We start from the raw sequence: 26,025 nt of genomic DNA, 5'->3' as shown, positions 1-26,025 counted from the left end.
GCCTGATTTCGCTGTTTACTATGTCACCCTCTCCTAGTCAAAATAGCCAAAAAGCTGATGAATCATTCGATTCATCAGCTTTAAGGATAATCTGTTCATTCCAAACAAATCATATCAAATAGAAAGCTTAGTCTTCTTTCTTCTTGCGAGCTACAAGACCAAATCCGCTCAATACTCCGAGAAGTCCAAGTGCTGCAAGACTAGCATGGTCTTCTGTACCAGTATTTGGCAATTCGCGTTTACCTTCAGCTTCTTTCACTGCTGCTGGCTCTACTGGTTGTGCTGGAGTAACCGGTACTTGAGGTTTAGCTGGCTGTTCAGGCATTGCTGGAGTTGCTGGCTCAACTGGTTGTACTGGTTGAGTTGGATCAACTGGAGTTGGTGTTTGAACTTTTCTGAAGATATGTCTGATATTTCCATTTGGATCTGTCACTGTCTTCACATATTCGTAACCTGGAATTGTTCCTGGTTCTTTAGAACCTGGCTCAGTTGGTTTCAATGGATTTCCATTCTCATCAGTCCAAGTAGTTGTGTTTTGCTTACCTGGATTTGGTTGAGGAACTGGTGAAGGTGTTGGAGCTGGTGGTGTTACTTTTTCGTAGACATGTTCGATGTCACCATTTGGAAGTTTCTTAGTCTCTACGAAGCGGTAACCTGGGATATCTTTCTTAGGTTGTTCGCCATCTTCTGTTGGATAGTTTGGAATTTCATTTCCGTCTTTATCCTTATGACTTGTCTTAACTTTCTCATAAACGTGTTCTACATCGCCATTTGGAAGTTTCTTAGTCTCTACGAAGCGGTAACCTGGGATATCTTTCTTAGGTTGTTCGCCGTCTTCTGTTGGATAGTTTGGAATTTCGTTTCCGTCTTTATCCTTGTGACTTGTCTTAACTTTCTCATAAACGTGTTCGATATCGCCATTTGGAAGTTTCTTAGTCTCTACGAAGCGGTAACCTGGGATATCTTTCTTAGGTTGTTCGCCGTCTTCTGTTGGATAGTTTGGAATTTCGTTTCCGTCTTTATCCTTGTGACTTGTCTTAACTTTCTCATAAATGTGCTCTGTATCGCCGTTTGGAAGTTTCTTAGTCTCTACGAAGCGGTAACCTGGAATATCTTTCTTAGGAGTTGTACCTTCCTCAGTAGTTGTTCCTGGAATTACATTACCATCTTTATCTTTGTGAGTTGTTGTCACTTTTTCATAGATATGTTTTGTATTTCCTTTTTCGTCGATTTCAGTTTTAACTACTTTATATCCTGGGATATCTTTAGATGGTTTAGTTCCGTCTTCTGTTGGTGAAAGAGGGTTACCGTCTTTATCAACATGTGAAGTATCTGGATGTACTGTTGGAGTGTACTTAGCTGTTACTGGTGTACCGTTCTTATCTACACGTTTAACTGTTACACCTTTAGCTTTTCCTACGAAGTCAGGTTCTGGTGTGAAGGTTACTTTACCGTTTTCATCGATCGTGTATGTTCCTTCACCTGGTACTTTCTTCTCAGTTGTGCCATCGTCAAATGTTGGTTTAACAGTTTCATCGATTTCAACTGGAACTTCCTTACCGTTGATTGTAACTTTACCACCTTCAAATATTGGTGTTCCTGATTGAGTTTGTCCTTTAGGACCTTCTGATTCAGAATCTTTTGAGGTTGGAGTTACTGGAACGACTACTGGAGTGTACTTAGCTGTGATTGGTGTTCCATTTTTGTCAACACGTTTAACTGTTACACCTGTTGCTTGACCAGTGAATGTTTTCTCTGGTGTGAAGGTTACTTTACCGTTCTCGTCGATTGTGTAAGTTCCTTCGCCTGGTACTTTCTTCTCAGTTGTGCCATCGTCAAATGTTGGTTTTACAGTTTCATCGATTTCAACAGTTTTTTCTTTACCGTTTACAGTTACTTTTCCACCTTCAAATGTTGGTGTTCCTTCTTGAATTACACCTTGAACATTTGTAGTGATAACATCTGAACTTGTTGGTGTTGCTGGTTTTACAACTGGTGTGTACTTAGCTGTTACTGGTGTGCCGTTCTTATCTTCGCGTTGAACTGTGACACCAGTTCCCTTACCTGTGAAGTTCTTCGCTGGTGTAAAGGTAACTGTTCCGTCAGGAGCTACTGTGTATGTTCCTTCGCCTTCGATGGTTACTGAATCAACTGGATTTCCTGTTTTTGGATCAACCAATTTAGCTGGTTTATCTTCATTGATATCAACCTTTTTCTCTTCACCATCGATTGTTACTGTTCCACCCTTGAATTCAGGTTTATCTGTTTGAGTTGAACCTTGAACATCTTCTGTTACAGCGTCTGTTCCAGTTGGTGTTACTGGTTTAACTTCTGGTGTGTAGGTTGCTTTAGCTGGAGTTCCGTTCTTATCTTGACGAACTACTTCAACACCTTTAGCTACACCTGTGAATTTTGGTTCTGGCTTGAAGGTTACTGTGCCGTCTGGAGCTACTGTGTATGTTCCTTCGCCTTCAACAGTTAATGAATCTACTTTATCTCCAGTCTTAGGATCTACCAATTTAGCTGGTACTGTATCGTCCATTTCTACAGTTTTCTCTTCACCGTTAACCATAGCTGTTCCGCCTTGGAATTCTGGTTTGCCTGTTTGAGTTGCACCTTGAACATCTACAGTTTTAACTGGTTCTGCTTCTGGTTGGGCAGGAATGATTGATGGAGTATAAGTTGTTGAAACTTTAGTCCCATTTGTGTCTTCTGCTTGAACATTAGCTGGTGTTACTTTACCAGTGTATGATTTATCTGTTGGTGTGAAGGTTACTTCTCCTGTTGCTGGATCGATTGAGTAAGTACCTACTGGCGTTACTCCGTCTTCAGCATAAGCTGGAGTTGTTTGTCCTGCTGGAACTTCATTTCCTTCTTTATCTAGAAGTTTGTATGAATTCTCTTTAATTGGAGCAATGTTGTCTCCAGGAACGAATGAAGGTGTTCCTTTTTGAGTGTCACCTTGGATAGCTTCTGATTTAGCTGCTTCTGCTGTTGGTGTTACAGGAGTAATCTTCGGTGTGTAAGTTGTTTCTACAGCTGTTCCATTTTTATCTTTAGCTTGAACGCGTACTGGTTGTACATCTCCTGAATATGTTTTATCTGTTGGCTCGAATACTGCAACAGCTTTTCCATCTACAGTTTTAAGAGTATATTTGCCAATTACGTTTCCTTCTGGATCTTTAGCTGGTACCTCTTTAGCTGGTTTTCCATCTTCATCTAGAAGTGTGTAAGTATCTGGATCGATTTTTACAGATTTCTCTTTACCGTCAATCGTTGTCTTACCAGCTTCAAATGAAACTGTGCTTTCTTGAGTTTTACCTTGTACATCTGTTGTTGTAGCTGGCGTAGATGTTGGAGTTACTCCTACAATTGTTGGGGTATAAGTTGTCGAAACTTTTGTTCCATTTTCGTCTTCAGCTTGAACTTTAGCTGGTTGAACCTTACCAACATAAGTCTTATTAGTTGGTGTGAAGGTTACTTTGTTAGTAGCTGGATCAATTGTGTATTCACCAACCTTTTTACCATTCTCATCTAATGCATCGACTGGCCCATTTGCTTCTGTTCCATCTGCATTCAACAATTTAGCTGAGTTTGCTTTGATTGGAACTGATTTCTTCTCACCACCAATTGTTGTTTCACCTGGTGCAAATGATACTGTTCCTTCTTGTGTTTCACCTTGTACTCCTGCTGATTCATCTGGAGTTGCTGTTGGTGTTACTCCTACGATATTTGGAGTGTATGTTGTTGAAACTTTTGTTCCATTCTTATCTTCAGCTTGAACTTTAGCTGCTTGTACTGGTCCAGTGTAAGATTTGTCTGTTGGTTTGAAGGTTACTTCTCCTGTCGCTGGGTTAACAGTGTATTCACCAACCTTATTACCTTTTTCATCTAAAGCATCTACTGGTCCATTTGCTTCTGTTCCATCTGCATTGAGAAGTTTTACAGAGTTTTCTTTAATTGGTACTTCTGTATTTCCTTCTGTAAATGTTGGTGTTCCTTTTTGAATTTCACCTTGAACACCAGTTGAAGTAGATGGTGCTGCTGTTGGGGTTACTGGTGTTACTGTTGGTGTATATTTACCTTTTGAAGTAACTGGAACTTTATTTCCTTCTGAATCAGTCGCTGTTACTGATACTTGTACATTAACACCTTTACCTTCTCCTGTAAATGTTGGAAGTGGTTCGAATCTTACTACACCTGTTGTTGGATCGATTGAGTATGTTCCTTCTCCTTCAACTACCACTTTGCCTTTTTCATTAGCTCCTTCTAGAGAGTATGCTGCTGTTGTCCAGTCTACATTTGTTCCATCTAGAGTGTTTGTTGCTGTATTTAACTCAGAGAAGCGATCTTTTCCTGATTTAGATGTTTGAGTTTGACCCTGCTTTCCTGTAGTTTCATCTTTTGATGGTTGAACTCCATATACAGTTGGTGTATATGTATTTTCTGTCGCTACTGTTACTGGATTTCCTGACTCATCATTGAATGTTACATTTGCTGAAACTTTTATCGGTGTAGCTGTTCCTACAAAGCCTTCTGCTGGAGTGAAACTTACTTCTCCTGTTGTTGAATCGACTGTGTAAGTTCCTTCTTTAGTTGTTACAGAAGCAACTTTATTTCCTGTCGTTGGATCTACTAGTTTGAAATCTGATACTGTAGTTCCTTCTTTTCCATCATTGAAATTATCTGCAATTGAGTCAATTTGTTTTTGACCTTGAGCTCCTGATGATTTCTCTGGATCTGTTACTACGATGTAGTAAGTTGTTTCTGCTACTGCATCTTCTGTAACTTCACCAGACTCTGTTCCATCTACTGTTGGAGTTGTTACAACACCGTTTGAGTCTACTGCTCTCGCTGTTACTTTGTAACGCCCTTTTTGAGATAATACATAAGCATTAGCTCGAGCCAAATTTGCTTCTGCAGCTGTTTTAAGAGCTGTACGTGCTGTTTCTACAGCTTTTTCAGCCGCAACAGCTTCATCACGGGATGTAGTCTCAGTAGTTTTCAGTGTATCTAACTTAGTTTTAGCTTTTTCCAACTCAGCTTGAAGTGAAGCTTTGTATTCTCTAACTCTTTCAAGTTTTTCTTCAGCTAAAGCTTGAGCTGTTGGAGAAATAGAACGTAATTTAAGATTATCTAATGCTTTTTTAGCATCTTCTTCAATACTAGTTTGACGATCTAATAATTCTTGTAGATTTGCTAATTCATTAGCAGCTGTATGTGCATCTTTAATAGCATTTGCTGCTAGTTGTGATTTTTCTGCAGCTGTACGTTGAGCTTGAATATAAGCTGTTTCTTCTGCTTGAGCTCCGTCAAAAGTAGTTACTGTACCGTCTGGTGCAGTTGCTGTTACTTTTGTTTTAATCGTATCTGAATCTGTTACTGATGTTTTATCATCGATTGTATCTGCGAATGCTACATTTGCTTTGGTAGATTTAATTAATTTTACTGATGTACCTTTTGATTCTGAATAACTTGTTGAAGTTCCTGTTGGTTTAGCATTTTGAATTGATGCTACATCTGTAGAAGATGCTTCACGGTATGATACATACCCTTTGAAACCAGAAGTCGTTTCAAGTTTCCATCCTGCGTTTGATTCAGTAGCTGTAACGGTCGAACCATCAGATGCTGTCCATTGTTTAGATACTGAATCATAATTTACAGTTACAATAGTACCTTGAGCATTGGCTACTTGCATTTTCGGAACATTTGTAATTGTACGAGTAACATCTCCTACTTCTGTAACTTTTCCTTTTTCACGAATTTCAGCAATCTTATCTACTAAGTTAGCTGCATTAGAAGTTGCACTCCATGTACGAGTGAATTCATATACGATGTAATCAATATCTCCGTTTGCTTTCACATCAGTATACACACGTCTTTCAGTTAATGTAGAAGTTCCATTGCCATTGTCTACTAATTGATACGCATCCTCAGTTGGTAAATTATATTTACCAGTAGCACTGTTAAATGTAGCTGTATATTCTTTATTATTTACCCCTTTAACAGTATATACTTCACGTTGTAAATTAGCATGCACTCTATCTGTAGTTGCTTTCGCTGCAATACTATCTACACCTACGTATTTTGTGGATTCTGGAGTTACTGCTAAATTAATGGTTGAATCTCCTGAAGTTGATGCCGCTGCTAGTACTGCTCCTTCTTGTACTGCTGCATTTGTAGTACCTGCAGCTACTGTCCAATTGCCATCTTTAACTACAAGTTTCGTCACTGTTCCATCTGGCATTGTAATTTCCGCAGTATTTGCACCTTTTGAAATCGTTACAGGTACAGTTGTTGCATAAGCTTCAACATTCTTAACTGTAATCTTAGGAGCTACCGCAATCGTAATATTTTCATGCGCTTCTTGACCATTCATATTCCATTGATTTGAATTACCTGCAATTGTAGCATTATTATAGTCTTTTGCTAAAACAGCCGCTGTGAAAATTCCAGATTCCGTTGCTGTCCCTGTAATTAGTCCCGTTTGTGGAGTATAATCTAATCCAGGTACTACATCATTAATAGAAGTTTTTTCTCCATTTTTTGCATAAGTACCATTTACAGTTGTGTGAGCTGTAACTGGACGTGGTCCATTCATAGTTGTTAATGTTGATCCATCTTTAGCAGTAAAAGTAGCATTATAAATCCCTTTATTTACTGTTTTTGCACCAGCGATTACTCGTTCACCGTTAACTGTATAGTTAGTAGCATCATCACGTGTCATCGCATCATTATCAACATACTTAATATCATGACTTACTTCATCTCCAATAGTGACTAATTTAGATGAACCTTGAATTAATGGTGCAGTTGTATCTTGCCAGCCCATCCATCCTGAACGTAAGTTTTGGAAATCCATTACTTGTGTTGTTCCATCTGGTTTTGACACAGTTACTTTATAACGCATATCGTATACACCATTTTGAATGCTTGATGATACATATCCTTCAATTGTATCCGCTTTTTCATTATAAGCAGCACCCGGGATTAAGTTAGTTAATTCAATATTTGTAATCTTATATCCTGCTGCAGTAGCGGCATCAGAAAGACTAAAACGTTTCTTTACATCAGTTACATAAATGTAGTGATTTCCTTGTTCATAAGTATATCCATAAATTTCTGTTGCAAGGAATTCATATGCTCCATTAGATCCATACTGTGCATTTTGATCTAATGTACCTACTATAGTACTTCCTGTCGGACGTAATTTACCTTTCCATAGTTCAGCTTCTTCACCTAATTTTTGTGCTTCTTCTCTAGATAATGGAATATCCGTACGACCATTTTTACCAGCAACTGAGTTCACAGCTTCTGGTTGTTCTGTATTCTCAGATTGATATCCATGAACATAAATACGGTATGTTGAGTTGCCATCAAGTTCATAGTAAGATTTACCTGTCGCTGTAGCAAACTCCCCATTTTTCTTTCTTAATTCTGTTGAAGAATATGTATATCCTTCATTTGCAGAACGTAAGTTAGATCCTTTTTCGATTTCTTTTCCATTACGTTCATCTTTTGAGCCTGTATTTTCGATAGCGTTTGAATCAGACTTTTTCTCAGTATTTTCTGTTTTCTTCCCTACAGTTTCTTTACCATTTGTAGTGTCAACTGCTGGAGTTTCTTTTTTCTCAACTGGTTTATTTTTTAGTTTTGAGTTTACAGTCGTTACAAGTTTGTTGTAAGCAGCTTTTAACTCATCTTGACTTGTAGCACTTGAAAGAGCTGCCTTAGCTGACTCCAAGTCAGCACTCAAAAGAGCCAAACTTTCGTCTGTCTTGTTTGCATATTTTCCAGCAGCGAGTTTCCCAGCTACTTCATTCACATAAGACTCAAGTTGAGACTTGTCTAGTTTAGGAGCAACTTCTTCTTTTGTAACTGCTTCAGCAGTTTTTAGTGCATCTTCCTTTTTAGACTCTTCTACTTTAGGAGTCACTACTTCAGGTTTAGCTTCTTCTACTTTTACTTCCTTCGCAGTTTCTACTTTAGCCGTTTCTCCGTTCTCTTCAGCATTAGGTGATACTACTGCCACATCAGAAATGTTTCCATTTACCGCTGTTTCTGAGGCTAATACTGCACCATTTCCAAGAAACATCAAACCAGCTGCAATAGCTACCGATGCTGCTCCAAAGCTATATTTACGAATCCCATAACGGATGTATTTTTCTACTCTAAAATCTTGTTGTTGCTTGCCTTTCATCGAGACTAACAACCTCCTTTTGTTTTATATCATGTTTATAGATATAGTAAAAACCAAAACCCCTTCATTTCATTTATAAATGAAGGAATTGCCTCAAGTACTATATTTTTCCGAAACATGTATATTCATTCTATCACACTAGCTGGATATATTCAATTTATTCGCTTGAAAATAACATGAAAATTTCAATTTTTATCTATGTCATTCTCTAAAAAATAGTAAAAATTGTCTGAATTATATAAAAAAATCAACATTTTTTAACTTTTTCCACTATTTTTTGAGATTTCAACACATTTTTGAATCCGCCGACATTGTATAAACGTATATTATTTTGAATTGATTTTCATTTCTATATATTTTATTTTTGTATATTTATTAATTAAATCCGTTTGATTTTTTTCAAAAATATTTTATCATCTGTATTTCAATATTTAAAAGTATATTGAATACCAATCTCAACTAAATTCATTTAGAATTTCTGATTTAGCTGTTAAAAATTTTCATTTAAAGTTAGCTAAGAGCCAAAAAACCGATGAAATAAATCATCGGTTTTCTATTTGATGCGGATTAGATTAGCTAATTAGAAATTGTTTCACTTAATCTTCTTTCTTCTTGCGAGCTACAAGACCAAATCCACTCAATACTCCGAGAAGTCCAAGTGCTGCAAGGTTAGCATGGTCTTCTGTACCAGTATTTGGCAATTCACGCTTACCTTCAGCTTCTTTCACTGCTGTTGCTTGTACTGGTTGTGCTGGAGTAGCCGGTACTTGAGGTTTAGCTGGCTGTTCAGGCATTGCTGGAGTAGCTGGCTCAACTGGTTGTACTGGTGTTTGAGATTGCACCTTACGGTAAACATTGCGAACATTTCCATTCGCATCTGTTTCTGTACGAACTAACTCATAGCCTTCTAATGATTTACGTGGATGTGAACCATTTTCATCAGGAATAATCAATTCACCATTTTCATCTACAAATGTTGTTAACACTTTTTCTGTAATTGGTGTTGGATTATATGGATTTACTGATGGAGTTGGTGCTGGAGTTGTTACTTTTTCGTAGACATGCTCCACATCACCATTTGGAAGTTTCTTAGTTTCTACGAAACGATAACCTGGGATATCTTTCTTAGGTTGTTCGCCGTCTTCTGTTGGATAGTTTGGAATTTCGTTTCCGTCTTTATCCTTGTAACTTGTCTTAACTTTCTCATAAACGTGTTCTACATCGCCATTTGGAAGTTTCTTAGTCTCTACGAAGCGGTAACCTGGAATATCTTTCTTAGGTTGTTCACCGTCTTCAGTTGTTGTTCCTGGAATTACATTTCCATCTTTATCTTTGAATGTTGTAGTTACTTTTTCGTAAACGTGTTCTGTATCTCCGTCTTCAGTAGTTCTAGTTTCTACAAATTTATAGCCTGGGATATCTTTCTTAGGCGTTGTTCCCTCCTCAGTTGTTGTTCCTTCGATTACGTGTCCTTCTGAATCTACGAATGATGTAGTTACTTTTTCGTAAACATATTCTGTATCTCCATTTGGAAGTTTACGAGTTTCTACTACTTTGTATCCTGGAACTTCTTTTGAAGTTTTTGCTGGAGTTGTTCCTTCTTCTGTTTCTGTTCCTGGAATTGGGTTTCCATTTCTATCTACGTGTTTAGTTGTTACTGGTTCGTAGATGTGTTTCGTATTCCCTTTTTCATCCGTTTCAGTTTTAACAAGTTTGTATCCTGGAATTGCTTCTGATGGTTTTTTACCATCTTTAGATGGGATAAGTTCTGTTTCTGCACCATCTTTTCCTATGACTACAAATTTAGTGTCAGGACGTACAGTTGGTGTGTAAGAAGCTCTAACTGTTCTTCCGTTTTTATCTTTACGAGCTACTTCTACAGGTGTTGCTGTTCCTACGAATCCTTCTTCTGGAGTGAATGTCACTTTACCATTTCCATCGATTGTGTATGTTCCTTCTCCTGGTACTACTACTGGTTCATCAGTTGGTTCTCCAGTTTCTGGATCTACTAATTTAGCTGGAACTTTTGTATCTACATCACCTTTGAATTCTGGAGTATTTGATTGTGGAGTGTTTTTAGCACCTTCTGATACTACATCTTTCGTAGTTGTTTTACCTAATACTGTTGGAGTGTAAGTAGCTGTTACTGGTGTTCCATTCTTATCTACACGTTTCACAGTTACACCTTTCGCTTTTCCTACGAAGTTTGGCTCTGGAGCGAATGTTACTTTACCGTTCGCATCGATTGTGTAAGTTCCTTCTCCTGGTACTTTCTTCTCAGTTGTTCCATCTTCGAATGTTGGAGCTACTTTGTCATCAATCTCTACTATTACAGTTTTACCATTTACTTTAGTGGTTCCTGGTGTAAATACTGGTGTTTCTGATTGAGGTTGACCTTTATCACCGATTGATGTTACATCTTTAGAACTTGGAGTTACTGGTAATACTACTGGAGTGTATTTCGCTGTAACTGGTGTTCCGTTTTTGTCCACACGTTTAACCGTTACTCCGCTAGCTTTACCTGTAAAGGTCTTTTCAGGAGTAAATGTTACAGTTCCGTCTGGAGCTACTGTGTAAGTTCCTTCTCCTGGTACAACTTTTGTAGTTGAACCATCTTCAAATGTAGCTGGTTTAGTATCATCAAGTTCTACAGTTTTTTCTACACCGTTAATGGTTGTTTTACCTGCTTCAAAAACTGGTTTACCTTTTTGAGTTGCACCTTGTACATCAGTAGTTACTTCATCAACTGAAGTTGGGGTTACTGGTTTAACAGTTGGAGTGTATTTTGCAGTTACTTCTGTTCCATTTTTATCCACACGTTTAACAGTTACTCCACTAGCTTTACCTGTGAATTGTAGTTCTGGAGTAAATGTTACTACACCATTTTCATCAACTGTATATGTTCCTTCTCCTGGTACTACTTTTTCTGTTGTTCCATCGTCAAATGTTGGTTTAACAGTTTTGTCGATTTCTACAGTTACTTCTTGACCATTAACTGTTGTTTTACCAGCTGTAAATACTGGAGTTCCAGTTTGTTTAGCACCTTGTACATCTTCAGAGATTACGTCATCTGATGTTGGAGTAACTGGTTTAACAGTTGGTGTGTATTTAGCTGTAGCTGGAGTTCCGTTTGTATCTTTACGTTGAACTTCAACACCTTCAGCTTTACCTGTGAAGTTTGGTTCTGGTTTGAATGTTACTTCACCAGTTTTTGGGTTAATTGTGTAAGTTCCTTCTCCTGGTACTTCTACTGAAGTTTCGTCAGTTGGTTCACCAGTTTCTGGATTGATTAATTTAGCTGGTACTTGAGGATCGATAGGAGTCTTAGTGTTTCCTTCAGTAAATGTTGGAGTTCCACTTTGCTCTTGGCCTTGTGCACCTTCAGAAGTTATTCCTTTAGCAGTTGGGGTAACAGGCGTAATATTTGGAGTGTAAGTAGTTGTTACTGGAGTTCCATTTGTATCTTTTGCTTGAACCGTTACTGGTTGAACTTCTCCTGAGTAAGATTTATCTGTTGGAGTGAATACTGCAACTGGGTCTTTACCAGGCTCTTTTGTTAATGTGTATTCACCAATTACTTTACCATTTGTATCTTTAGCTGGTACTTTTTCAGCTGGTTGACCTTTATCATCTAATAATGTGTAAGTATCTGGGTCGATTCCTACAGTTTCTTCAGTTTTTTCTTTCGTCATTGGGTTTTCAACTTCAACTACCCCACCTTTGAATTTAACAGGTTGGCTTTGAGTTTGACCTTGAATATCTGAAGTTACTGATGGTTCTGCAGTTGGTTTTGTACCGATTACTACGGCTGTGTATTTACCAAGTGCTTGCGTTCCATTTTTGTCCACACGTTTAACAGTTAATTCAGTACCTTTACCAACGAAGCCTTTTTCTGGTTCAAATGTTACAGTTCCGTCTGCAGCTACTGTGTATTTTCCTTCTCCTGGAATTACTTTTTCTGTTGAACCATCTTCAAATGTTGCTGGTTTAGTTTCATCGATTTCAACAGTTTTTTCAATACCGTTAACGATTGCTTTACCACCAACAAAGTTTGGTTTACCACTTTGTACTTTTCCTTGAACACCTGCAGTTAGAACTTCTGTTCCTTCTGGTGTAGCTGGTTTAACTACTGCTGTGTATTCTGCAGTAACTGGAGTTCCATTTTGGTCTTTACGAACAACTGTCATTGTTGTTCCTTTACCATGGAATTGAGGGTCTGGTTTGAATGATACAGTTCCATCTGGAGCTACTGTATAAGTTCCTTCTCCTGGAATAACTTTTTCAGTTTTACCATCTTCGAATGTTGCTGGTACTTTATCATCCATTGGTACTTCTACTTCTTTACCATCAATTGTAGTTTTACCAGGCTTGAATTCTGGTTTACCACTTTGAGGCGCACCTTGAATATCTTCTGTAAATGTATTCACACCTACAGGAGTCACTGGTTTAACAGTTGGTGTATAAGTAGCTGTAGTTGGAGTTCCATTTGCATCTTTTGCTTGAACTGTTGCTGGTACTGGAGTACCTACGAAGTCTTTATTTGGTGTAAATATCACTTTACCTGTTGCTGGATCAATTGTATACGTACCAACTTCTTTTCCGTTAGCGTCTTTTGCTGGAATTGTTGTTGCATCAGTTGGTTGTCCAGTAGCTGGATCGATTAATTTAGCTGGTTGTTCAGCATCAATCTTCATAGGAACTTTATCGTTACCTGGTGTAAATGTTGGAGATCCTTCTTGAGGTTGTCCTTGTACACCTTCAGTAGATTTTGGAGTTCCTGTAGGCTCAACTGGAGTGATGCTTGGAGTGTAAGTTGTTGTTACTGGAGTTCCATTTGTATCTTTGGCTTGAATCGTAACTGGTTCAACTTCACCTGCATATGTTTTATCAGTTGGTGTAAATACCGCAGTTACTTTACCGTCTACAACTTTAAGTGTGTAAGTACCGATAACATCTCCTGCTGGGTTTTTAGCTGGTACTGATTCTACCGGTTGCCCATTTTCATCTAATAATTTGTACGAAGTAGTATCGATTGGCACTTCTTTTTCAATACCGTTAACAGTTGCTTTACCAGGTTTGAATGTAACTTCTTTCGATTGTTCAACACCTTGTACATCAGTTGTTTCTGATGGAGTTGCCGTTGGTGTTACACCTACGATACTTGGAGTGTAAGTTGTATTAACTTTAGTTCCGTTTTCGTCTTCTGCTTGTACTTTAACTGGTTGTACTTTACCTTTGTATTCTTTATTCGTTGGTGTAAATGTTACTTTGTTAGTAGCTGGGTCAATTGTGTATTCACCTACTTTGTTTCCATCTGGATCCAAAGCATCTACTGGAGTACCAGGAGCTACTGGGTTACCTGAAGCATCAAGTAGAACCGCTGAGTTAGCTTTAATTGGTACTGATTTTTTCTCACCTTCTACTGTTGTTTCACCAGGTGCAAATGATACAGTTCCATCTTGTGTTTGTCCTTGGATACCCGAAGATTGAGCTGGAGTTGCACTAGGTGTTACACCTACGATATGTGGAGTATAAGTAGTATTTACTTTAGTTCCGTTTTTATCTTCTGCTTGTACTTTAGCTGGTACAACTTTTCCAGTGTAAGTTTTATCTGTTGGTGTGAATGTTACTTCACCTGTTGCTGGGTTTACTGTGTATTCCCCTACTTTATTTCCTTTTTCATCTAAAGCATCAACTGGGCCATTTGCTTCTGTTCCATCAGCATTTAATAATTTCACAGAATTTTCTTTAATTGGTACTTCTGCATTTCCTTCTGTAAATGTAGGAGTTCCTTTTTGAGTTTCCCCTTGTACTCCTGCTGAGTCTGATGGCTTAGCTGTTGGCGTTACAGCAGTTACTGTTGGAGTGTATTTTGTAGTTGCCGTAGCTGTTACATCTTGTCCGTCTTTATTTTGACCTACTGGTGCTGTTAATCTTACATCAACACCTGTTGCAGTTCCTTTAAATGTTGGAAGTGGTTGGAAAGTTACTTCACCTGTTGTTGGGTTAATTGTATAAGTTCCTTCACTATCTACTGTTACTGTGTCTGCTGGATTTCCAGTTTTTGGATCAATTAGAGTCGCAGGATATTTTTCACTTGGAGTTACTGTTGTAGCAGTTTCAGAATCACCTTCTGTTTTAAATGTTGGTGTTTTCTTCTGTTCTTTACCTTGAATATCTGTTGATGTTTCAGGGGCAGCAGTAATTTCTTTTGGAGTTACTGTTGGAATATAAACAGCATCCATAGTTTTTGTAGCTCCTGCTGAGTGAGTTCCATCATTGATGTTTTCAAGTCCATTTTGTCTTGTTAATGCAGTCCATCCACTTGATTGACCATTTGAGTCTACCGCACGTAGTACGATACCATCAGCTTTACCTACGAAGTTAGCTTCTGGAGTGAAAGTAATCTTATCATCTGTTACTGTATAAGTACCTTGACCTGCTTTAGTGTAATTTTTTGTTAATGTTCCATCTGGATTAACGATCATTACACCTTCAGATTGAACTTTCTTAGTAGTTTCTGCACTAATTACATTACTTTGTTCAGTGTAGTGAATTTTACCGTATGAGTTAAATGTAGTTTTACCATTGTTAGAACCTAAGTCAGATGCATCATCACCTGATGGACGTGTTCTAAACTCGATACCAACTGATTGAGTTTCACCTTGTTTACCAGTAGTTTCTTCTTTATCTCCACGTGGTGGGTGAGCTACTTGAATTTGGTTATCTTCAACTTCCCCAGAGTATGCAATTCCATTTGGTCTTTCTACTTGAGCTTCGTCTTTAGCGATACGAACACGGAAGTTTACTACATCTTTACTAGTATCAATTACTTGAGTATTCTTAAATGTTAATTCTACAATTTGGTTATTTCCATTTACTTGTACGGTATCTGATTGTTCACCTTCATCAAATTTACCATTTCCGTTAAAGTCGATAAATCCACGCACATAAGCTGGTGCAACTGTATCTGTGTACTTATCATTACCATTTGCTGAAGCGTAAAGTTTTACTTTATAAGTATTATCTGGCCCTTGGATGAATTTAACTTCTGGAGCTCCTGTATCAACGTTTGTGTGTACATGTTCTTCTGAAATTAATTGATCTACACCTTCATCTCCAGTTTCTGTTGCATCATCAGAACCTATTCCACGTACTCTTGTACCTGGTGCAGAGTCAATATCTGCTTTAACTTTACCTAAGAATGGTTGTTGAATTTGTTTAATTGCCTTTGTATCATAATCAATAGATTGAGTTCTTAAGTAGTGTTCAGCCATTCCATATGATTCTGGAAGATCTCCGAAATCTGAGAACTTAATACCGATCATAGAAGACTGTTGTCCAGAAGACATGATATAAAATCCTACTTCACTTACATTTGCTGTAGATAATACTGGAGTTCCTGCTCCACCGTTATTACGATATCCACCGAATACTTGAGAACCAAGACCTGCAGTAGCGGCATCAGGTGTAGCAAATTTTTCACCATTTAAGGCATTATAGAATTTTTCATCTTGCCATTTAAGGATAGCAGTTTTACCACCATTCATATCTTTAAATTTATCAAGTGGAACATAAGCATTTTTATTTGAACTATAACCAACAATCGCAGCTAAGTCCCATGGAGTACCATTAGTTGTATAAATTTCAGACTCAAGTGTACCGATATCTTCCCCAGATGTCATAACAATACCAGGTTTTACAGGTTTACCATTATAAGTCGCTGTTACATCGAATTTAACTCCAGCCGCTTGACCATTTTTAGGTTGTCCTGCAGGGTTTGTTCCTGCAATTGTTGTTTTAGCTTTACCAGTTGTCAGACCAGAATTAGCAACGTGAGTATATCTATTTTGAGGATTCGCTCCAAGTCCTGTTGCTCCATTTTCTGGATTAAATTTATTTTCTTTATCCGGTTGATAAGAACTTTCTAAATCAGTTCCAGCTACACGGTTTTTGAATATTTCAGTTGATTCAAATGGTTTCAATTCTTTAACCGTCATTGTAACGACATAACCAGGAATCAATTCTTTTGTATATGTAGAACCAATTTGAAGTTGGTTAGATGCCGTTAGATTTGTCCACGCACTTGTATCTCCAAAGTCTAACCATTGGATTTGATCATTTAAGTCTTTAATTTCTTTTAAGTTATCTTCTTTCGTTTTAACTTTGATATCTGATAATGAAGAATAACCATGATCTTCTAACCATTTTTTACCTGTTTCAGTAGAGGCATCTTTAAGTGCTGTTGTTTGAGCATCTGCCAAGTTTACTGCAAACTTACCATCACGACCGATTCCTGCATTTTTCAATTCATTGTAGACTGCAAGGATTGATTCGTTGAGGCGTTCCAATTGAGCGTCTACTTGCTCTTTTGTGACACTCTTATCAGCAAGAAGAGCCTTAGTTTCAGTAAGAACTACTTGGTTTTTAGCGACTGCTGCTGTAACTGCTGCCTTGTTTTCTTCTTTGACATCTGCCTGAGCAAGCTCAGTTTCAGCCAATTTATTCGTTACTTCAGCTTCTGACGATACTTGTGTCAGAGTTGTTGTAGCTACTGAAAGAGCTTTTTCAACTGGAGTTGCAGTTTTTTCTGCTTCAGCTTTTGCAGCTTCTTTTTCAGCTGCTTGTTTCTTATCAAAACCAGCAATATTTGACTCAGTTACAACTGTGCTCAAAGCTGATACAGTTTCTGCTTGGGTATCTACATCGGCTTGACTAGCATCTGCTTTTGCAAGAGTTGCTTTAGCTGTTTCCAATACTTCCTTAGCTGAGCTTACTACTGTAGCATCTGCATATTTAGCAGTTGAAAGTTTAGACTCTAAAGTAGCAATACTTGCTTCAAGGATAGCCTTGTTTACTTTCTTAGCTTCTTCTACTTTCACTTCAGGTTTCACTTCTGCAACTTTTTCAGTTTCTACTGTTTCAGCTTTAGACTCAGCCTTTTCATTCTCCTTATCATCTTGACTAGGAGCAACTGTTGAAATAGCTATTTCAGCTGATTGCACTTCCGTTGCTGATACCGCACCGTTACCTAGGAACATTAAACCAGCAGCAATAGCTACTGATGCTGCACCAAAGCTGTACTTACGAATACCGTAACGAATGTACTTTTCTGTTCTAAAATCTTTTTGTTGTTTGCCTTGCATGAGACTAACAACCTCCTTCTATATCATTTTTTAATATCTTGAAAATAAAAAATTTCGGCATTTGTAAATATTTGACATAACAATGTTTTATGTGTCGAAAACCTGCACTTAAGATACAAATTAATAATAACACATCTATTTCATAAGTTCAAAGTATTTGACTTATAATTTTCACCAAAATAAATAAATTTTATATTTCAAAGTTACTTTTTGGATTATAATGTTTAATATATGTTTCGTTTTTTATATTTTTAATTTTTATTTTATAAAATATAATGAGGTGTTTTTAGTTTTTATCGAATTTTAATACTTTATTCTTCAGAAAATGTTTGACAAGCACAGAAAAACCAATGATCAAAAATCATTGGTTTCTACTTTACTAAATACTCATTAGAAAAAATCGAATTAATCTTCTTTCTTCTTGCGAGCTACAAGACCAAATCCGCTCAATACTCCGAGAAGTCCAAGTGCTGCAAGGCTAGCATTGTCTTCTGTACCAGTGTTTGGCAATTCACGCTTAGCTTCAGCTTCTTTCGTTGCTGTTGCTTGTACTGGTTGTGCTGGTTGTACTGGAGTAGCCGGTACTTGAGGTTGTGCTGGCTGTTCAGGCATTGCTGGAGTTGCTGGCTCAACTGGTGTTGGAGTTTGAACTTTTCTGAAGATATGTCTGATACTTCCATTTGGATCTGTCACAGTCTTCACATATTCGTAACCTGGAATTGTTCCTGGCTCTTTAGAACCTGGTTCAGACGGTTTCACTGGATTACCATTTTCATCTGTCCAAATTGTAATATTTTGATTACCTGGATTTGGTTGAGGAACAGGTGAAGGTGTTGGAGCTGGTGGCGTTACTTTTTCGTAGACATGTTCAACATCTCCGTTTGGAAGTGGTTTAGTTTCCACAAAGCGATAGCCTGGAATATCTTTCTTAGGTTGTTCGCCTTCTTCTGTTGGAGTATTTGGAATTGGATTTCCATCTTTATCCTTGAAGAATGTTTTCACTTGTTCGTAGATATGCTCAGTATCTCCATTTGGAAGTGGTTTAGTTTCTACGAAGCGGTAGCCTGGGATATCTTTCTTAGGTTGTTCGCCTTTTTCAGTTGGAACTTTTGGAATTGGATTTCCATCTTTATCCTTGAAGAATGTTTTCACTTGTTCATAGATATGACGAGTATTTCCATGCTCATCAGTGATTGTTTCTTTATATCTATATCCTGGAATATCTACCTTAGGTTTTTCTCCATCTTTACTTGGGAATCCTGGAATTTCTTTACCATTTTCATCTACATAGTCTGTACCTGGACGAACTGTTGGAGTGTATTTAGCAGCAATTGTTTTTCCTGCTTTATCTTTTCTTACAACAGTCACACCTTCTCCAGTTCCTACGTAATCTGCTTCTGGAGTAAATGTTACTTTACCATCTTTATCGATAGTATAAGTTCCTTCTCCGTCAACAACCATCTTAGTTGAACCATCAGAGAATGTTGGTGGTACATCTAAATCTACGTCTCCTGTGAACTCTGGAGTTTCAGATTGAGGAGTATTCTTAGGTCCTTCTGTAGTTTTGTCTACAGTCGCTGTTACTGGTGTTACTGTTGGAGTGTATTTAGCCGTTACTTCTGTTCCGTTCTTATCTACACGTTGTACAGTTACTCCTGTAGCTGTTCCTAGGAATTCTGGTTCTGGTGTGAATGTTACTTTCCCATCTTTATCGATTGTGTATGTTCCTTCTCCTTCAACCGTTACTGAATCAACTGGATTTCCTGTCTTAGGATCAACTAGTTTAGCTGGAACATCCTTATCAATTTCAACAGTTTCTTCTTTACCATTGATTTTGACTGAACCACCTTGGAACTCTGGTGTTCCTGTTTGTGGTTGACCTTTAGGTCCTACTGATGTCTTATCTTCTCCAGTTGGCGTTACTGGCACTACTTTTGGAGTATACTTCGCTGTTACTGGCGTACCATTCTTATCTACACGTTGAACTTCTACACCTTCTCCTTTTCCAGTAAATTGTGGTTCTGGTTGGAATTTCACTTTACCATCTTCGATTGTGTATGTTCCTTCTCCAGGAATTACTACTGGTTCGTCAGTTGGTTCTCCTGTTTCTGGATCAAGAAGTTTAGGTGCTTTTGTTTCATCAATCTCAACAGTTTTTGGTACACCATTAACCGTTACTGTTCCACCTTTGAATTCTGGTAATCCTGTTTGTGGTTTACCTTGAATACCTTTAGATTTAGCTGGTGTTGCTGTTGGTGTTACACCTTTAACTTTAGGTGTGTAGCTTGCTTCTACAGGTGTTCCATTCGCATCTTTCACTTGAACAGTTACCCCTGTTGCTTGACCTGAAAATTGTGGTTCTGGTTGGAATTTTACCTCCCCAGATTTAGGATCGATCGTGTATGTTCCTTCACCAGGAATCACTACTTTGTTTTTATCAGTTGGCTTCCCTGTTTCTGGATCGATTAATTTCGCTGGTTGATCATCAGTAATTGTAATTGCAACATCAGGATTTCCTGGTGTGAATTTTGGTGTTCCATTTTGTTCAGCACCTTGAATATCTTCTGATGTAACATCTTCCCCTGTTGGTTTAACTGGAGTTACTGTTGGTGTGTATTTAGCTTTTACTGGTGTTCCGTTTGTATCTTCACGTTGAACTTCTACACCTGTAGCTGTTCCTGTAAATTGTGGTTGTGGTTGGAATTTCACTTTTCCATCTTCGATTGTGTATGTTCCTTCACCTTCAACTGTTACAGAATCAACTGGATTACCTGTCTTAGGCTCGATTAGTTTTGGAGCTTTTGTTTCATCAATTGGAACAACTTTCTCTTCACCATTAACCGTTACTTTTCCACCTTTGAATTCTGGTAATCCTGTTTGCGCTTTACCTTGAATGTCTGTTGTTTTAGCTGGTGTTGCTGTTGGTTTAACAGGTTTGATAGTAGGTGTGTAAGTAGTTTTCACTGGAGTTCCGTTTGTATCTTTTGCTTCAATAGTTACCGGTGGAACTTGCCCTACATATGTTTTATCTGTCGGTGTATAAACAGCTACTGGATCTTTACCTGGTTCTTTTACAAGAGTATACTTACCGATAACTTTACTTGGATCTTTTGGATCTTTTACAACTACTTCATCAGTTGGTTGTCCATTTTCACCTACTAATGTAACTGAACCTGGATTAATCGGAACTGGATCTGATTTAATTGGGTTTCCAACTGGATCTTCTAAATCTGCAGTTCCACCTTTGAATGTAATAGGTTGTTTTTGAGTTGCACCTTGTACATCCGTTGATTCAGCTGGCTTAGCCGTTGGTTTAACTCCTACGATTACTGGAGTATAATCAGCTGTTGCCGGTGTATTGTTTTTATCAACACGTTGAACTGTTACTGGTTGTACTGGCCCTACATAACTTTTATCTATTGGTGTGAATTTCACTACTCCTGTAGTCGGATCTAAAGTATACTTACCGATTACATTTCCTTCTGGATCTTTCGCTGGAAGTTCATTTGAAGGAACAGGTTGCTTCGTTTCTGGATCAAGTAGTGTTGCTGGTTTATCGTAATCGATTGGCACTGCTTCATTTCCTGGTTTGAAGTAAGGTTTACCATTTTGCTCTTGACCTTGCACGCCTGTAGTCACATTATCGAATCCTTCTGGTACTACTGGTTTAACAATTGGTGTGTATTTCGCAGTAGCTGGTGTTCCGTTTGTATCAACACGTTTTACAGTTACACCTTTAGCTACACCTGTAAACTGTTCTTCAGGTTGGAAATGAACAGTTCCGTCAGGATCTACTGTATATGTTCCTTCTCCTGGTACTACTTTTTTAGTTGTACCATCTTCAAATGTTGCTGGTACTTTATCATCGATTGGGAATTCATTATCTCCCGGAGTAAAGGTTACTCTACTTTGTTGAGGTTTACCTTGTAAATTTGTAGTAGTTTTATCTTGTCCTTCTGGTACTACTGGAGTAACAGTTGGAGTGTAAGTTGTTTCAACTTTTGTTCCATTTTTATCTGCAGCTGTTACTTTCGCTGGATCTGGTGTTCCAGTAAAGTCTTTATTTGGTTGGAATGTAATCACTCTAGTTTCTGGATCTAAAGTATAAGTACCGACTTCTTTTCCATCTTTAAGAGCTGGCATTGTTGTGACTTCTGCACCTGTTGGGTCTACAAGTTTGATTGTTGACTTATCGATTGGTGCTGTTTCGTCACCTTCTTTAAACATTGTAGTTGCATCTTGAGTTTGTGGTTTACCTTGTTTTCCACTTGTCTCTTTTGGTTCTGCAGTTGGTTCTACTTCTTCCACTTCTGGAGTGTAGTTTCCACTAGATGTAACTTCAACTTTATTTCCTTCTAAGTCTGTTGCTGTTACAGCTACTTTAACCTCTACTCCTTGTGCTTTACCTTTGAAGCTTGGTTCTGGTGTGAAGGTTACTTTACCATCTTTATCGATTGTGTATGTTCCTTCGCCCTTTACTACAATTTTACCTTCTTCATCAGCGCCTTCTAGTGAGTACTTCGCTGTTGTCCAGTCTACATTTGTTCCATCTGGAGTATTAGTTCCTGTGTTTAATTCAGAGAAACGATCTTTTCCTGATTTAGATTCTTGAGTTTGTCCTTGTTTTCCTTTAGTTTCATCATTAGATGGTTTAACACCATATACAGTTGGTGTGTAAGTAGTTGAAGATTCTACTACTACTGGTTGACCATCATCTCCTGTTAACGTTACATTAGCTGAAACTGTTAAAGGTTTAGCCGTACCAATAAATCCTGGAGCTGGTGTGAAGTTCACTTTACCTGTGTTTTCATCAATTTCATAAGTACCTTCATCAGTAGTTACAGAATTTACTTTTTTACCTGATTCTGGATCAACTAGTTTGTAGTCAGATACTTCTGCATCATTTGGTAAACCAGTCTTGAATCCTTTTTCCATTGAATCAGCTTGTTTTTGAGCTTCTGCACCAGAAGATTTTTCAGGTTTAGAAACTACGATGTAGTAAGTTGTTTCTGCAACTGCATCTTCTGTAACTTCTCCTGAATCTGTTTTTCCTACTGTTGGAGTTGTTACAACACCATTTGAGTCAACAGATCTTACTGTTACTTTATAACTTCCATACTCACCTAATGTATATGCTGCGATTTCTGGGTTTGCTAAGTTCTTCTCAGCTGCTGTTTTTAATGCTTCACGAGCTGTTTCTACAGCTTTTTCAGCTGCAAGAGCTTCATCACGAGCTGATTTTACTTTTGCTTCTACATCTGGTAATCCAGCTTTTGCTTTATCTAATTCAGCTTTTAATGATGCTTGTTGTTCTTTTGCTGCTTTTAATTTTTTCTCAGCTAAGTCTTGTGCTGTTGGTGAAATTGTACGAAGATTTAAATCGTCTAAAGCTTTTTGAGCATCTTCTACAATTCTATCTTGACGGTCTACTAATTCTTGAATTTTCGCTAATTCATTATTTGCTCCTCGAGCGTTCGCAATCGCTTCTGCTGCTGCTTTTGTTTTTTCTGCTGCAGTACGTTGCGCTTGAATAAATGCTTTTTCTTCTGCTTCTGCTAAGTTAAATTCTTTTTTAGCTCCACTTGGTGAAGTTACCGTTAATTTAGTTTTAATTGTTTCAGATTGAGCATCATCTGACTCATCGTCAATTTTATCTTCAAATGCTACATTTGCTTTTGATGATTTCAATAAGTCTACAGAATTTCCTTGTGTATCTGCATAACTTGTTGATGTTCCTTCTGGCTTATCATTTTGAATAGAAGCCACGTCTGTTCCTGTTGCTTCACGGAAAGCTACATATCCTTTAAATCCTGAATCTGTAGAAATCTTCCATCCTGCATTTGATTTTTCAGCAGTAACTGTAGAACCGTCAGAAGCAGTCCATTTATTTGTTGCTGAATCATAAGTTACAGTAACCGTAACTCCTTTTGTATCAGCTGTTTGTGCTTTTGGTAATGCAGTAACTGTACGAGTTACATCTCCTACTGCTGTTACTTCCCCATTTTTACGAATTTCTGCAACTTTTTCTGTTAAAGTAGCTGCTGAAGATGTTGCATTCCATGTACGAGTAAATTCGTATACAATATAGTCAACACTTCCATCTGCTTTTGCATCTGTATAAACTCGACGTTCTGTTAATGTTGTAGTTCCATCTCCATTGTCTTTTAGGACATAGGCATCTTCATTTGCAAGAGCATATTTACCAGTTGCACTATTAAATGTAGCTGTATATTCTTTATTATTTGCATCTTTCACTTTCACAACTTCACGTTGTAAGTCCGCATGAACTTTATCAGTAGTTGCTTTAGCTACAATACTATCTACCCCAACATATTGTGTAGAATCTGAAGTAACTGGAATATTAATTTTAGAATCTGCTATTGCTGAAGCATCTCCTAATTGATCTCCTTCTTTTACAGCTGTATTAGTAGTTCCTGCAGCTACAGTCCATTTACCGTCTTTTACAACTAATTTTGTAACTGTTCCATCTGGCATTGTGATTTCTGCTTTATTAGCACCGTTAGAAACAGATACTGGAACTTTTGTTGCATACGCTTCAACATTAGATACAGTAATTTTTGGAGCTACTGCAATCGTAATATTTTCATGAGCTTCTTGACCATACATATTCCAATCCTGATTTTTCGCATTGGTTGTATTATTATAGTCTTTGGCGTAAACATTTGCTGTATAAATTCCAGCTTTTGACGCTGTTCCTGTAATATCTCCAGTTTTTGGATCATAATTTAATCCTGGTACAACATCATTTATCGAAGTTTTACTTCCCGTAAAATTACCATTTAAGGCTGTGTGGGCTGTGACAGTTTGTGGTCCGTTCTGGGTATTTACTTTAGATCCATCAACTGCAGTAAAGGTTGCTCCATTCGTGCCTCCAGGAGCCGTTTTTGAACCGGCAACAACTTTTTCTCCATTACTTCTGTATACATAACCAGTTCTTTCATCACGACTCATTCCATCGTTATCAACATATTTAATATTATGGTTCACTTCATCTCCGATTGTGACCATTGTAGATGTACCTTTAATTAATGGAGCTGTTGAGTCTTGCCATCCAATCCATCCAGCTGTTAAGTCACGGAAAGTAACTTGTTGAGATTGACCATCTTTTTCAACTGTAACGATATAACGCATATCATAAACACCGTTTTGAAGAGTAGATGCTACGTATCCTTCTACTGTATCTGTTTTTTCATTATATCCAGTACCCGGAATTAAATTGCTAAGTTGGATATCTTTAATTTTATATCCCGCAGCTTCTGCTTCTGGTGATAAAGTGAAACGTTTTTTAGCATCAGTGATATATACATAGTGGTTTCCTTGCTCATAAGTATATCCGTAGATTTCTGTAGCTAGATACTCATAAGCACCTCCTGCACCCCATATTGTATTCCCATTAGTTTTTCCTGTAGCACGAAGTTTCCCTTTCCATAGAGCAGCTTCACGACCAAGTTTCTGAGCTTCTGTTTTTGATAAAGGAATATCAGTACGACCACTTATCCCTGCTTGTCCACTATTAGCCGCAGGCACATCTGTATTGTCTGATTGATATCCATGAACGTAAATTTTATATTTGTCGTTACCGTCTAGTACTTTGTAAGATTTACCAGTCGAACCATCAAACTCGCCATTTTCTTTTCTTAAAGCTGTAGAGTCAGCTGTATAACCTTCATTAGCTGAAAGAGCAACTCCGTATCTACCATCACGGCCGATTCCTGTGTTTTTCAATTCATTATAAACTGCAAGAATCGATTCATTAAGACGTTCCAATTGTGCATCTACCTGCTCTTTTGTAACACTCTTATCAGCTAGAAGAGCCTTAGTCTCAGTTAGAACCGCTTGGTTTTTAGCAACTGCTGCTGTAACTGCCGCTTTATTTTCTTCTTTGACGTCAGCCTTAGCAAGTTCAGTCTCAGCCAATTTGTTGGTTACTTCAGCTTCTGACGATACTTGCGTCAGAGTTGTTGTAGCTACTGAAAGAGCTTTTTCAACTGGAGTTGCAGTTTTTTCTGCTTCAGCTTTTGCTGCTTCTTTTTCAGCTGCTTCTTTCTTATCGAAACCAGCAGTATTTGACTCAGTAACTACAGTACTTAATGCTGATACAGTTGCTGCTTGTGCATCTACATCGGCTTGGCTAGCCTCTGCCTTAGCAAGAGCTGCTTTAGCTGTTACCAATACTTCCTTAGCAGAATTTACTACTGTTACATCTGCATATTTAGCAGTTGAAAGTTTAGACTCCAAAGTAGCAATACTTGCTTCGAGGGTAGCTTTGTTTACTTTTTTAGATTCCTCTGCCTTAACTTCAGGTTTTGCTTCTGCAGTTTTTCCAGTTTCTGGTTTTACTTCTGCACTATTCTGATTATCTTTTTTAGCTGAAGTTGCTGCTACTGTAGTTTCGGTATCTTGTACTTCCGTCGCAGATACTGCGCCGTTACCAAGGAACATCAAACCAGCTGCAATAGCTACTGATGCTGCACCAAAGCTATATTTACGAATACCGTAACGAATGTACTTTTCTGTTCGAAAATCTTTCTGCTTGTCCTTCATTTTTGACAAATATCCTCCATAAAATAGTTTGTTTATTAGCGATATTAATAGTCAAGATGATACACAAAAAAACCTCTATATTTTCTAAAATACTTAGAGGACTATCTTTTAGAT

3 protein-coding genes are annotated in these 26,025 nt (G+C 37.8%); all 3 read right to left on the bottom strand.

Annotated elements, in window-relative coordinates; genetic code table 11:
* Positions 1-127: 127 nt before the first annotated feature.
* Positions 128-8,200 (bottom strand): YSIRK-type signal peptide-containing protein, encoded by an 8,073-nt coding sequence (locus D8848_RS06980; RefSeq protein WP_125443914.1) that lies wholly within the window; start codon positions 8,198-8,200, stop codon positions 128-130.
* Positions 8,201-8,796: 596 nt separating this feature from the next.
* Entirely contained in the window at positions 8,797-17,346 is an 8,550-nt protein-coding gene (locus tag D8848_RS06975; protein WP_125444076.1) for a GEVED domain-containing protein, read from the bottom strand.
* Positions 17,347-17,751: 405 nt separating this feature from the next.
* Entirely contained in the window at positions 17,752-25,911 is an 8,160-nt protein-coding gene (locus D8848_RS06970) for a YSIRK-type signal peptide-containing protein (protein ID WP_125444077.1), read from the bottom strand.
* Between the last annotated feature and the right edge of the window lie 114 nt (positions 25,912-26,025).

It is taken from the genome of Streptococcus mitis, assembly GCF_003942775.1.
GTDB classification, from domain to species: Bacteria; Bacillota; Bacilli; order Lactobacillales; family Streptococcaceae; genus Streptococcus; species Streptococcus mitis_CN.
The sequence above is the reverse complement of the archived record's forward strand: the minus strand, read 5'-3'. Positions and strand labels throughout refer to the sequence as shown.

Coding starts and splice junctions, on each gene's coding strand:
- D8848_RS06970 (WP_125444077.1), bottom strand. CDS start 25,911: ATGAAGGACAAGCAGAAAGATTTTCGAACAGAAAAGTACATTCGTTAC.
- D8848_RS06975 (WP_125444076.1), bottom strand. CDS start 17,346: ATGCAAGGCAAACAACAAAAAGATTTTAGAACAGAAAAGTACATTCGT.
- D8848_RS06980 (WP_125443914.1), bottom strand. CDS start 8,200: ATGAAAGGCAAGCAACAACAAGATTTTAGAGTAGAAAAATACATCCGT.